General features: G+C 66.2%; 11 protein-coding genes. 5 read left to right on the plus strand and 6 right to left on the minus strand.

Annotated elements, in window-relative coordinates; all coding sequences use genetic code 11:
- Positions 1-147 precede the first annotated feature (147 nt).
- The 6 genes from U1738_RS15435 to U1738_RS15460 form a co-directional block, all read right to left on the minus strand.
- Positions 148-768: a MarC family protein gene (locus U1738_RS15435; protein ID WP_332789940.1), complete on the minus strand. Its 621-nt coding sequence runs from the start codon at positions 766-768 to the stop codon at positions 148-150.
- A gap of 10 nt (positions 769-778) precedes the next feature.
- Positions 779-1,654 carry a bifunctional methylenetetrahydrofolate dehydrogenase/methenyltetrahydrofolate cyclohydrolase FolD gene (folD, locus tag U1738_RS15440; protein ID WP_332789941.1) on the minus strand — a complete coding sequence of 292 codons (876 nt, stop codon included), beginning with the start codon at positions 1,652-1,654 and terminating at the stop codon, positions 779-781.
- Positions 1,655-1,693: 39 nt separating this feature from the next.
- On the minus strand, positions 1,694-1,999 hold the full coding sequence (locus tag U1738_RS15445) for a YggT family protein (protein WP_332789942.1): 306 nt from the start codon (positions 1,997-1,999) through the stop codon (positions 1,694-1,696).
- 118 nt (positions 2,000-2,117) lie between these two features.
- Positions 2,118-2,471: an energy transducer TonB family protein gene (locus U1738_RS15450; RefSeq protein ID WP_332789943.1), complete on the minus strand. Its 354-nt coding sequence runs from the start codon at positions 2,469-2,471 to the stop codon at positions 2,118-2,120.
- Positions 2,472-2,671: 200 nt separating this feature from the next.
- Entirely contained in the window at positions 2,672-3,571 is a 900-nt protein-coding gene (gene argB / locus U1738_RS15455; RefSeq protein WP_332789944.1) for an acetylglutamate kinase, read from the minus strand.
- Positions 3,572-3,822: 251 nt separating this feature from the next.
- Complete coding sequence (locus U1738_RS15460) at positions 3,823-4,497, minus strand: queuosine precursor transporter (RefSeq protein ID WP_332789945.1); 675 nt, start codon at positions 4,495-4,497, stop codon at positions 3,823-3,825.
- Between the two features lie 146 nt (positions 4,498-4,643).
- On the opposite strand from U1738_RS15460, the gene U1738_RS15465 reads away from it, so the two are divergent.
- From U1738_RS15465 to mprF, 5 genes are all read left to right on the plus strand, one after another.
- A complete protein-coding gene (locus U1738_RS15465; protein ID WP_332789946.1) occupies positions 4,644-5,906 on the plus strand; it encodes a NupC/NupG family nucleoside CNT transporter in 1,263 nt (420 codons plus the stop codon).
- Between the two features lie 158 nt (positions 5,907-6,064).
- Positions 6,065-9,421, plus strand: coding sequence for a trifunctional glycoside hydrolase family 18/polysaccharide deacetylase/glycosyltransferase family 2 protein (locus tag U1738_RS15470; RefSeq protein ID WP_332789947.1), 3,357 nt, complete (start codon positions 6,065-6,067; stop codon positions 9,419-9,421).
- 75 nt (positions 9,422-9,496) lie between these two features.
- A complete protein-coding gene (locus U1738_RS15475; RefSeq protein ID WP_332789948.1) occupies positions 9,497-10,267 on the plus strand; it encodes an AcvB/VirJ family lysyl-phosphatidylglycerol hydrolase in 771 nt (256 codons plus the stop codon).
- The gene (locus U1738_RS15480) at positions 10,264-10,680 is read left to right on the plus strand and encodes a DUF2147 domain-containing protein (protein WP_332789949.1); all 417 of its coding nucleotides are present in this window, start codon (positions 10,264-10,266) and stop codon (positions 10,678-10,680) included. The genes U1738_RS15475 and U1738_RS15480 overlap by 4 nt, the downstream gene beginning before the upstream one ends.
- 4 nt (positions 10,681-10,684) lie before the next feature.
- A complete protein-coding gene (gene mprF, locus U1738_RS15485) occupies positions 10,685-13,243 on the plus strand; it encodes a bifunctional lysylphosphatidylglycerol flippase/synthetase MprF (RefSeq protein ID WP_332789950.1) in 2,559 nt (852 codons plus the stop codon).
- Position 13,244 lies beyond the last annotated feature (1 nt).

Here is a 13,244-nt window from a genome sequence, read left to right on the forward strand (position 1 = left end):
CCACCAATGCTGCCGTCATCCCAGACTCGATCCGGGATCCAACGGGCAGCAAGCGCAAGTATAGAATCGTGAGGAGCGCCCGTGCGGCACGTTGAATTCCGGATCAAGTCCGGGATGACGACCTTCGGGATGGCGCGAAATAACCGATCAGGTCAGGCTGATCCGCACCCCATCGATCACGAACTGCACCGCAAGCGCCGCGAGCAGCACGCCTAGCAGACGCGTGATCACCGCCTCGATCTTCGCGCCCAGCACACGCATGATCGGCCCGGCCGCAAGCAGTGCCAGCAGCGTCAGCAGCAGGATCGTCGCCAGCGAACCCAGCACGACCAGTGACGCCTCCAGCCCCTGCGTGCGCCCCATCAGCAGCATCACCGAGGCGATCGAGCCGGGTCCGGCGATCATCGGCATCGCCATCGGGAAGATCGAGACGTCCTCCACTTCTGGTGTCGCGGCGACCTTTGCAGCGCGGTCCTCGCGACGTTCGGTGCGCTTTTCGAACACCATTTCCAGCGCGATCAGGAATAGCATGATGCCGCCCGCGATGCGGAACGAGGCGAGATTGATGCCGAGCCCCTTGAGCAACGCCTCGCCGAACAAGGCGAACACCAGCAGGATCGCGCTCGCCACCAGCACCGCGCGCACCGCCATCGCGCGCCGCTGATGCGCGTCGGCCCCGGTCGTCAGCCCGGCATAGATCGGCGCGCAGCCGGGCGGATCGATCACCACGAAAAAGGTGATCAGCGAGGAGATGTAGAGTTCGATCATGATCTGAGAATTATAGGCCAGACGGGTCGAACGGCACGCCGTCGCGGCGGTGTGCCGAGATCAGCGTATTGCGCAGCAGGCAGGCGATCGTCATCGGACCGACGCCTCCCGGCACCGGCGTCACCGCACGCGCCACGCTCATCGCGCCGGCGAAATCGACATCGCCGACCAGCCCGGACTCGGTGCGGTTGATGCCGACGTCGATCACGGTCGCACCGGGCTTGAGCCAGTCGACCTTGATCATTTCCGGCCGCCCGACCGCCGCGACGACGATGTCGGCGCGCGCGACCACGCTCGCGAGATCGCGGGTGCGCGAATGCGCGACCGTGACGGTGCAGCTTTCGGCGATCAGCAATTGCGCCATCGGCTTGCCGACGATGTTCGACCGCCCGATCACCACCGCGTCCAGCCCGGAAAGATCGCCCAGCGTGTCCTTGAGCAGCATCACGCAGCCATAAGGCGTGCACGGCACGAAGCCGTCCAGCCCGGTCGCCAACCGCCCGGCATTGACCGGGTGGAAGCCGTCCACGTCCTTGTCCGGATCGATTCGGATCGTCACCAGCCGCTCGTCGATATGCGCCGGCAACGGGAGCTGGACGAGGATGCCATCGATCGCGGGGTCGCCGTTCAGCGTGTCGATCAAGCTGAGCAGATCATCCTGATCGACATCGGCGGGCAGGCGATGCTCGAAGCTCTGCATCCCCGCCTCGCGCGTCGCCTTGCCCTTGGAGCGGACATAGACCGCGCTCGCCGCGTCCTCGCCGACCAGCACGACGGCGAGGCCGGGCACGCGGCCGCTCGCCTCATGAAAGGCCGCGACCTGTTCGCCGATCCGACCACGCAAGGCGGCGGCAAAGGCTTTTCCATCGATGATATCTGCGCTCATGGCGCCGCCTCATAGAGCGGCGGGCGCGTCTCCGCTACCTCAGGCGGTGGGGACGGGATAGAATTGCACCGCCAGCGACGGGATGACGATGTTCATCAGGATGTAGAGGATCAGCAGCACGACCAAAGGCGAAAGATCGAGCGCGCCGAAATCGGGCAGGATGCGCCGGATCGGACGGTATAGCGGCTCCGTCATGCGCCGCAGCGCCTCCCATGCCGTGCGCACCATATCGTTGGACGTGTTGATCACGTTGAAGGCGATCAGCCAGGAGAGGATCGCCTGAATGATGATGATCCACCAAACGACGTTCAGAAGCACCATGACGATTCGCAGGATGACGAGCAATGACGGTCTCCGGATAGGCCTTGTCGTTCCCCGATAGCGCATGCGGCCACCGGGGAACAACACCTTCACGTCATTTGGCACGTCATTTGGCGCGTCATCTGCCGCGTCGTTCGATCCGTTACGCGGTGGCGAACGTCCGGATGTCGGCCGGCATCGCGCGGTTAGCGGGCGTCAGGATGCGTTCGGCGACGCTCACCACCGCGACATGCCCACGCGGGCGCGCTTCTTCCGGGCCGGCCGGCAGCGGATCGGCGCGGCGCAGCTTGGCGACGGCGCGGCGATCGAGACTGTCGTCGCCCGACGACCCGACGACGCGAATGTCGCCGACGCCGCCATCGGGATAGACGGTGAAGGCGAGCATCACGACACCGGTGTGGTACAGATATTCGGGGCTCATCGGATCCTGCGCGGTGGCGCGGGCGATGGCATTGGCGAGATCGGCAATCCAGCGGTTGAGATCATCGGCGGGCATGAGGGGCACTCCTGCTTCGGGGATGTCCAGGATAGGCCAACGATATGATGCTTACGCTACCGCAGGGTTACTGTTTGGCGACAGCGCCTACGCCAGGCTTACATCCGTTCGTCCTGAGCCTGTCGAAGGGCGTGCCACAAACACGCCCTTCGACAGGCTCAGGACGAACGGGGATAAGAATCAGCCTTCGAAATCGACTCTCACCGATGCACGAGCGTGCCTGCGCCCTCGCGCGTGAAGATTTCCAGCAGCATGCCGTGCGGCACGCGGCCGTCGATGATCACCGCAGCGTCCACCCCGGCCTCGACCGCGGTGACGCAGGTTTCCAGCTTGGGGATCATGCCGCCGGTGACGGTGCCGTCGGCGCGCAATTCGGCGATTCGCGCAGGATCGAGATCGGTGAGCAATTCACCCTGCTTGTCGAGCACGCCGACCACGTCTGTGAGCAGGAAGAAGCGCGACGCGCCCAACGCGGCCGCGATCGCCCCGGCCATCGTATCGGCGTTGATGTTGTAGGTGTGCCCGTCCGCGCCGATCGCGATCGGGGCGATGACCGGGATGATCCCGGCGGCGGACAAGGTATCGATGATCCGCCGGTCGACACCGACGGGTTCGCCGACGAAGCCGAGATCGACATGCCGTTCGATGCCCTGCAATTTGTCGGGCGTGCTGCGCCCGACCTTCTCGGCGGTGACGAAGCCGGCATCCTTGCCCGAAAGCCCGACCGCGCGGCCACCGGCCTGGCCGATCCAGCCGACGATTTCCTTATTGATGCTGCCCGCCAGCACCATCTCGGCGATCTGCGCGGTTTCCGCGTCCGTCACGCGCAGGCCGTCCACGAAGCGCGATTCGACGCCCAGCCGCTTGAGCATCGCGCCGATCTGCGGGCCGCCGCCATGCACGACGACCGGGTTGATGCCGACCGCCTTCAGCAGCACGACATCCTCGGCGAAATCGCGCTGCAATTCCGGGCTGCCCATCGCGTGGCCGCCATATTTCACGACGAAGGTCTGCCCGGCATAACGCTGCAGATACGGCAGCGCCTCGACGAGCGTTTCGGCCTTGGCGAGGAGCGCCGGCGCGGGAGTGTGATCGGTCATGAGGTGCCTATTATGCGATACTGGCGCGAACCCCAACCCTAAGTGCCGTCCGTCCTGAGCTTGTCGAAGGACTGCCTTTCTTCTCGGCGGCGGAAAAGAAGGACAGTGCTTCGACAAGCTCAGCACAGACGGGAATTAGACTGGGCCGCCCTCCCCTACCGTCACCCCAGCGACGGCTGGGGTCTCTGTGGGGCGGGCGGGTTGCGCGCCTCCGGGAGATCCCAGCCTTCGCTGGGATGACGATGTTTGGGTCAGGCCGCCCGGTCCAGCCGCCGCCCGATCGCCACAGCGGCGGTGATCAGGAACGGTACGAGCACGATCGACAGCACGACCTTGGTCAGCATCTGCCCCGCCATCAGCCAGCCGATTGCGCCCGTACCGAAAGCGATAGTGATGAACAGCAATGTATCAACGATCTGGCTCAAAACGCTTGCCACCGCGGCCCGGAACCACAGCAACGTATTACCCTCGCGCCCCTTGAGCCACGAAAAGATGGTGACGTTGAGCATCTGCGACACGCCGTACGCCACGATTCCGCCCAACCATATCCACGGCGTGGCCGACATCATCGTGTTGAATGCGGCAAGCCGGTCGGGCGCCATTTCGGGTGCGCTCGGCAATTCGAGCACGAGTAGCGTCAACAAGATCGACGTGATGAGCGGCAGGAAGCCGATCAGAACCAGCATGTTGGCAGCGGTGCGACCATGCAGTTCGGCGATCGCGCTGGACGTGACGACGAGCAATAGGAACGCAAAAATGCCCGCCTCGATCGCGAGCGGCGGCAGACCAAGTACCGGGCCGATCGCCGACAACGGCCCTAGCGTCACCTGCTTGTTACCAAGTACGCCGGCGATACAGACCATGCCGCCGTAGAAGATCGAGAAGACGAAGAGCGAGCGCGGCATCTTGAAGGTAGCGGTTTCCATCGCGCCGACGCTACCCGTTCGGGCGCGTGCGTCAATCCGCTTGGGTGGTGCGAGCGCCCGAACGGATAGCGTGCGGCGCACAAATCGGTTGCGGAATGCCTGCCAAAGCTGCGAAGCTTCGGTCAAAGCGGGGAATATTGGGTACGATGAACAGGTTCTTGATCGGTCTGGCAGGCATTGCCGTGATCCTCGGCATCGCGGTGTTGCTGTCGAGCGACCGGCGCGCGATCCGCCTGCGCGTCGTCGGCGCTGCGTTCGCGCTGCAGGCCGGCATCGCCGTGCTGGTGCTCTATTCCAGCGCCGGCAAGATGATCCTCGGCGAGATGTCCGGCGGCGTCGCCAATTTGCTCGGCTATTCGCAAAAGGGCACCGAATTCCTGTTCGGCAAGATGGCCACGCCGGAAATCGGCGGCCAGAGCTTCGCCATCGCGGCGCTTCCGGTGATCATCTTCTTCGCCAGCCTGGTGTCGATCCTCTATTATCTCGGGCTGATGCAGTTGATCGTGCGCTGGGTCGGCGGGGCGATCGAGTGGGTGATCGGCGTATCGAAGGTGGAATCCTTGTGCGCGGCGGCGAACATCTTCGTCGGGCAGAGCGAATCGCCGCTCGTGATCCGGCCGTATCTGGCGGGGCTGACGCCGGCGCAATTGTTCACGGTGATGACCAGCGGCATGGCCGGCGTGGCGGGAACGATCCTGGCGGCCTATGCCTCGATGGGCATCCGGATCGATTATCTGCTCGCCGCCAGCTTCATGGCGGCACCGGGCGGCATCCTGATGGCCAAGATCATCATGCCCGACAGCCGCGCCACCCCCGACGGCGAATTGCCTTTGGGCGACGTGCCCGAAAGCGTTGCCGGGGAACCGCTGCCGCAAGCGACGCATGACGAGGAAAAGCCGGCCAACATCATCATGGCGGCGGCGCAAGGGGCGCAGACCGGCGTGAAGCTGGCCGTGGCGGTCGGCGCGATGGTGCTGGCGTTCGTGGCGCTGGTCGCACTCGCCAACGGGCTGCTCGGCGGCCTGGGCAACATGGTCGGCCTGCCGGGCCTCAGCTTCCAGGGGCTGCTCGGCTATGTCTTCGCGCCGATCATGTTTCTGCTTAACGTGCCGTGGAGCGAGGCGGGGATCGCCGGCGGATTGTTCGGGCAGAAGATCGTGCTCAACGAATTCGTCGCCTATATCAGCCTGGGTACGCAGCAGGGATTGAGCCCACGGACGATCGCGGTGGTGACGTTCTCGCTTTGTGGTTTCGCCAATTTCAGCTCGATCGCGATCCAGATGGCGGTTACCGGCAGCCTCGCCCCGAACCAGCGGCCGATGATCGCGCGGCTCGGCCTGCGCGCGCTGGCGGCGGGCAGCCTTGCGAACCTGATGTCGGCGGCGCTGGCGGGGTTGCTGATCGGGTAGGCGATCGCCAGCCCCGGATCTTCACCTCTCGACTGTGCCACGGTGGCGGCGTAAGTCGAGCCCGTCCCATAGTCGCTCATCCGTAGCGCCGACGTGACGGAAATTTCATCTTGCCGACACCCTCATGCGCGCGGGGCGGCATTAGGGGCCGCGCATATATGTCCAAGCCGATCTTCTTCGATTCCCGCGGTACGCGGCGGCGCTGGTCGTTCCGCAGCCTGTTCGCCGCGATCGCGGTGGTTCTGATCGCCGCCGGTGTCTTCGCGCTGACGATCATCAACGTGCCGACGGGCGATCCCCTGCCGATCCGCTACGAACGCGTGCATTCCACGCCGGTGCTGGGCGAACAGGTCGCCGCGATCCGCCACGACATTTCGCGCCGCCTGCGGTCGCTCGGCTGGCTGCCGCACCATACCGCGCGTGGCAAACCCGGCGGGAAACCGCTGTCGGTCGGTTTCTACGTGCCGTGGGACGATGCCAGCCGCGTATCGCTGAGTGCGCATATGGATCAGCTCAACTGGGTCGTGCCCGCCTTGTTCACCGTCGCGGGGCCGAAGCACCAACTGGTCCAGACACCCGATCAGCGATTCGACATCATCATGGCGACATCGCCGCGCCGCCCGGCAGTGCTGCCGATGATCCAGAACATCGCCGACGGCAATTGGGATGGTGCCGGGATGGCGGCGCTGATGCGCAACGTACCGGCGCGCCGCGCGCTGCTCACGCAGTTCGCCGATGCGCTGGACAAGCGCCGCGCGGCCGGCGCGGTGTTCGACCTGGAAAGCCTGCCCGCATCCTCGCTGGCCGATTATCGCGCCTTCCTGCGCGATGCCCGCACGATCTTCACCCCGCGCAAGCTGCTGGTGACGCTGACCGTGCCGGCCGGCGACGAGGATTGGGATCTGCGCGCTTTCGCCAAGGTGGCGGACCGGGTGTTCCTGATGAACTATGACGAGCATTGGCAGGGCGGCACCGCCGGGCCGATCGCCTCGCAGCCCTGGTTTCTGCATCAGTTGCGCGACGCGGTGGAGCGGATCGGGCGCGACAAGCTGATCGTCGCGTTCGGCAGCTATGGCTATGACTGGCATGGCGAGGGCAAGGACGCGCATGTCGATGCCCTGACGATCGAGGAAGCATGGCTCGCCGCGCACGATAGCGGCGCCAAGATCAGCTTCGATCCCGCGAGCGGCAATACCAGCTTCGCCTATAACGACGGTACGACCGATCATCACGTCTGGATGCTGGATGCCACGGCGACGTGGAACCAGCTGCGCGTGACGCACGCGATGGGCGTCAATTCCGTCGCGCTGTGGCGGTTGGGCAGCGAAGATCCCGGCGTGTGGGCCGATCTTTCGAGCTGGCAGGGCAAGGGCCTGCCCGATCTCGCGAAGATCAGCCCGCTGACCAACGTGGATGTCGAAGGCAATGGCGAGATCCTGCGCATCGCCGCCACGCCGAGCGATGGCAGCCGCACGATCCGCGCTGACGCCAACCGCCTGATCCGCGACGTGCAATATGCCGATTTGCCGACGCCCTATATCGTGCAGCGCGTCGGCGATCGGCCGAAGGAACTCGCGCTCACCTTCGACGATGGCCCGGACGGGACGTGGACGCCGCAAATCCTCGACATCCTGAAGGCGAAAAAGGCGGTCGGCACGTTCTTCATCGTCGGGGAAAACGGCCTCGCCCACCCGCTGCTGCTACGCCGCATCGTCAACGAAGGCAGCGAGATCGGCAACCACAGCTACACGCATCCCAACATGGCGCTCGCCTCGCAACGCGGCATCGCGGTGGAGCTGAACGCCACGCAGCGCCTGATCCAGGCCTATACCGGGCGCGCCACGCGGTTGTTCCGCGCGCCCTATTTCGGCGATGCCGAACCGACCACCGAGGACGAACTGTTCCCCGTGCTGGAGGCGCAGCAACGCGGCTACACCTCGGTCGGGCTGCACGTCGATCCGAACGACTGGCAGCGGCCGGGCGTCGAGGCGATCATCACCCAGACGGTGAATCAGGTGCTCGCCGGCGACGACGAACGCTCCGGCAACATCATCCTGCTCCACGACGGCGGCGGGGATCGTGCGCAAACGGTGGCCGCGCTGCCGCAGATCATCGACCAGTTGCGCGCGAAGGGGTATCGCTTCGTCCCCGTCTCGCAACTCGCCGGCCTGTCGCGCGAACAGGTGATGCCGCGGATCGAGGGGAACGACCTGCTCGCGGTGCGCGTCGATGTCGGCATCTTCGCATTCCTGGCGTTGATCGGCTGGCTGCTGAAATGGGTCTTCTTCCTCGCCATCGCGCTCGGCATCGCCCGCGCCATGCTGATGGCCGGCCTCGCCATGTGGAACAAACGGCGCGAGAACGGAGTGGTCCCGCCGCCGTTCGACACCGACCGCCTGGTTTCGGTGATCATCCCGGCCTGGAACGAGGAACGCGTGATCGTCTCCTCGATCGAGCGGGTGCTGGCCAGCACCGAGGCGCGAATCGAGGTGATCGTCGCCGATGACGGGTCGACCGACGGCACCAGCGCGGTGGTCGCGGCGGCGTTCGGCAACGATCCGCGCGTGCAGTTGCTAACGCTCGTCAACGGCGGCAAGGCCGAGGCACTCAACCGCGCGCTGACCTATGCCAAAGGCGAGATCGTCGTCGCGCTCGACGCCGATACGCAGTTCGAGAAGGAAACCGTCGCGCGGCTGGTGCGCTGGTTCGACGATCCGCTGATCGGCGCGGTGGCGGGCAACGCCAAGGTCGGCAACCGCGTCAACCTCGTCACCCGCTGGCAAGCAGTGGAATATGTGACGGCGCAGAATGTCGAACGCCGCGCGCTGGCGCAGTTCGATGCGATGATGGTCGTGCCCGGCGCGGTCGGCGCGTGGCGGCGCGCGGCGCTGGACGCGGTCGGCGGCTATCCGGTCGATACGCTGGCCGAGGATCAGGATCTGACGATCGCGATCCAGCGCGCCGGCTGGCGCATCGCCTATGACGTGGATGCGGTCGCCTGGACCGAATCGCCGGAAAGCTTCACCGCGCTCGCCAAACAGCGCTTCCGCTGGGCGTTCGGCACGCTGCAATGCCTGTGGAAGCATCGCCGCGTGATGCGGACGGGCAAGCCCAAGGGCCTCGCCTTTGTCGGCATGCCGCAGGCCTGGATGTTCCAGATCTTCTTCGCCGCCGTATCGCCGGTGATTGATCTGGCGCTGATCGTCTCGATCTTCGGCACGTGGGTGCGGGTATCGCAGCATGGCTGGGCGCAGACGCAGAGCGACGTGTTCATGATGGCGATCTACTGGACCGCCTTCACCGCGATCGACGTGCTGTGCGGCTGGATCGCCTATCGCCTGGAGCCGCGCGAACAGCGCTATCCGGCGCACCTGCTGGTCGCGCAGCGCTTCATCTACCGTCAGGTGATGTATTGGGTGGTGCTGAAAGCGATCGGCGCGGCGATCAGCGGCCTGGGCGTCGGCTGGGGTAAGCTGGAACGCACCGGCAGCGTCGAGGCCGAGGGGCGGGCATAGGCGCGTGCGCCGCATGACGCCGATGTCATGTCGGCGTCACGGGTGGGACACCCTTATGGGCTTAGCGGGAGCAGCATGATCGGCCGCCGCCATCCTTCCGTCGTCCCGCGCACCCGGCGTCGCCTGCGGATCGTCAGCGGAATCGCCGCCGCGATCATGCTCGCCATTTTCGCGTTGTTCGCCAGCGCTGGCTTTTTCGATGCCGATGCCGTGCACATCGTCGCGCCGGCCGGCCCCCGCAAACCGATCGGCGCGGTCTATTTCACCGGCGACATGGGCGTGCGCTTCGGAATGAGCGCGGACACGATCCCCGCGCTCGCCGCCAATGGCTATCCGGTCTATGCGATCAACAGCCCGACGCTGTTCGCCAAGCGCCGCACCCGCGCCGAGGTCGAGCGCATCGTCGCCGATGCGGTGCGCCGCGGCCTCGAAAAGACCGGGTCCGACCGCTTGGTGCTGATCGGCCAATCCTATGGTGCCGATATCCTGCAGACCGGCCTGGCCGCCTTGCCTGCCGATCTGCGCGCCAAGGTCGCCGGGCTGGTGCTGGTCGTGCCGGGCGAGACGGTATATTTCCGCGCCGACCCTTCGGGCATCGTCTATCGCGGCACACCCGACAGCGTCGCGGCGGAGACGGCGCGCCGGCTGACCTGGCTGCCGTTCACCTGCATCTACGGCACGGCCGAAACCGACAGCCTTTGCCCACAGCTCGTCCTGCCGAACATCCATGTCGTCGCGATGCCCGGCGGCCATTTCCTCGATCATGACGGCACGGGGCTGATCGCCCATGTGCTCCGCGCGATCGCTTCCGCCACCGCACCCGCACCCTCCAAGGACCGACCATGATGCGCATTTTCGCCACTCTGACCGCCACGATCGGCATGCTGATCGCCGGCACCGCCCCGGCCGTCGCCGCGCCAAATCCGGTGCTCGGCACATGGGTAAACCCGAAGCACACGCTTGCGGTGGAAACCGCCGCCTGCGAGGCTGGCGGCCTGTGCGGCGCGATCGTCCGCGCCAACGAACAGGCGCTGGCCGATGCGCGCGATGCCGGCGTTCCACAGCTGATCGGCCTGCAATTGCTGCAGGATTATCACCCGGCGCATGGCGGTGTGTGGTCTGGCCGCGTATATGTGCCCGACATGGGTCGCAGCTTTTCCTCGCGCATCGAACAGGTCTCGCCCGATGCGCTGAAGATTTCCGGTTGCCTGGTCGGCGGCTTTCTCTGCAAGTCGCAGGTGTGGCGCCGCCTGAAGTGATGTCATGCCCGACATGATCGCCGCCCTCGTCGATACGGCCATGAAATATCGCCGTGCGATCACGGTGGCGGTGGTCGCGCTCGTGGCGGGGATCGGGTTCGAGGCGCTGCGCCTGATCCTGCACGAGGTACATCTGAGCGACGTGCGCGCGGCGATCGGCGCGGTGCCGCGCGAGCGCATCGCCATCGCGCTGGCGCTGACCGTTGCCAGCTACCTCGCGCTCACCTTCTACGATGCGATCGCGCTGCAGGTGATCGGCCGCCCGCAACGCTGGCTGGTCGCGGCGACGGCGTCGTTCACCAGTTATACGATCAGCCACAATCTTGGCCTGTCCTTGCTCACCGGCGGATCGGCACGGTACCGCGTCTACACCTCGGTCGGGCTCGATCTCGGCGATGTCGCGCGGGTCTCGGCCATTGCCAGCCTTACCTTCTGGGGCGGGATCGTCACCACCGGCGGGCTGGCGCTGCTCACCGCGACGCACGGCTTCGCACTTGGCCCGATTGCGCTGACCGCCTGGGAGTGCCGCGCGATGGGCATCGCCGTGGTCGCGGCGATCGTCCTCGCCATCACCCTGCTGCGCACGCGCGGCGACCGCATCCTGCGCGTCGGCGGCGCATCCCTGCCACTGCCGAACAATCGCCAGTTGCTGGCGCTCGGCGGCGTCACGCTGATCGACGTGTTCACCGCATCCGCCGCCTTGTTCGTGCTGCTGCCCGGCCTCGGGATCGGCTCGTTCCCGATCTTCGTCCTCGCCTACATCCTCGCCTTGCTCGCCGCTCTGGTCACTCACGTGCCCGGCGGCCTCGGCGTGTTCGAGGCGGTGATTCTGGCGATGCTGCCCGACGATCATCCGGCGGTCTTCGCCGGACTGCTGCTGTACCGCATCCTCTATTACCTGCTGCCGCTGCTCGTCGCCGGCACGCTGATCGCGGTGGCCGAGGGCAAGCGCCTGCGCCAGCCGATCGGCACCGGCCTGTCGCTGCTCGATCGCGCGGGCCGGGCGATGGCGCCGGGAGCGGTGACGTTGCTGGTGTTCGTCGCAGGGTTCATTCTGCTCGTATCGGGCGCATTGCCCGGCGTGAAGGCCCGGCTCACCAGCCTCGACGATGTGGTGCCCCTGCCGTTCATCGAGGGGTCGCATCTCGGCGGCAGCCTGATCGGCACGGCATTGCTGCTCGTCGCACCGGCGCTCAACGCGCGCCTGCGCAGCGGCTTCCAGATGGCGCGGCTGCTGCTGATAGGCGGTGCGATCTTCTCGCTGATGAAAGGCCTGGATTACGAGGAAGCGGGGATCATGCTCGCGATCGCCGGGCTGCTGCAATATTGCCACCGCGGCTTCTATCGCAAGGGCGGCCTGCTGACCGAACCGACCGACTGGGCGTGGCTCGGCGGCGCGGCCATAGCGGTAGCTCTCAGCCTGTGGGCCGGGTTCTTCGCGTACAAACGCACGCCCTATTCGGACGATCTGTGGTGGCATTTCGCGCTGAACGGCAACGCACCCCGCTTCCTGCGCGCCAGTTTCGGCGCGGGCATCCTGCTCGCCGGCACCGCCTTCTGGCACCTATTGTCGGGCCGCCGCCCCCGCGCCGTGCCGGACATATTGCCCGACAACGTCGCCGCGCAGGCCTTTGCGTTCACCGAGCGCACCGACGCCAATCTCGCCTTCACCGGCGACAAGAGCTTCATCGTCAGCCGCGCCGGCGACGCTTTCCTGATGTACCGCATCCATGGCCGCACCTGGGTGGTGATGGGCGATCCGGTCGGCCCGCGCGCGGCGTGGAGCGAACTGGTGTGGGCGGTGCGGCGTGCCTGTGATGGGGCACGTGGTCGGTTGTGCTTCTTCCAGGCGAGCGACGCGATGCTGCCTTTGTTCGTCGATCTCGGCCTGACCACGATCAAGTACGGCGAGGAGGCGACCATCCCGCTCGCCGATTTCACATTGGCCGGGCCGCAGGCGAAGAATCTGCGCCACACCACGCGCCGCGCCGAGGCCGCCGGGCTGAGCTTCGCGGTGCTGCCCGCCGCCGAGGTGCCGGCATTGATCCCCGAACTGCGCGCGATTTCCGATGCGTGGCTCGACGAGAAGGGTGGCAAGGACAAGCAGTTCAGCCTCGGCGCGTTCGATGCCGATTATCTCGCCCGGTTCCCGCTGGCGGTGGTGCGAGAGGGCGGGCGGATCCACGCCTTCGCCAATATCTGGACGACGGCGGACGGGCGCGAATTGTCGGTCGATCTGATGCGTCACGGCAGCGACGCGCCCTACGGCACGATGGACCTGCTGTTCGTGCGCCTGCTCGAATGGGGCCGGGCGGAAGGCTATGTTCGCTTCAACCTCGGCGTCGCGCCACTGGCCGGGATCCAGGGCAACCGCCTCGCCCCGCTATGGGCGAAACTGGCGCGGACGTTGTTCGAGAATGGCGAGCGGATCTACGGCTTCATCGGCCTGCGCGCGTTCAAGGCGAAATATGCGCCGGACTGGACGCCGCGCTACATCGCCACGCCGGGTGGCGGCGGCATGGTCCGTGCTTTGGTCGATCTGGTCCGCATCGTCGGGAATTGAG

The organism is Parasphingomonas caseinilytica (assembly GCF_036663755.1).
In the GTDB taxonomy this organism is placed as follows: Bacteria; Pseudomonadota; Alphaproteobacteria; order Sphingomonadales; family Sphingomonadaceae; genus Sphingomonas.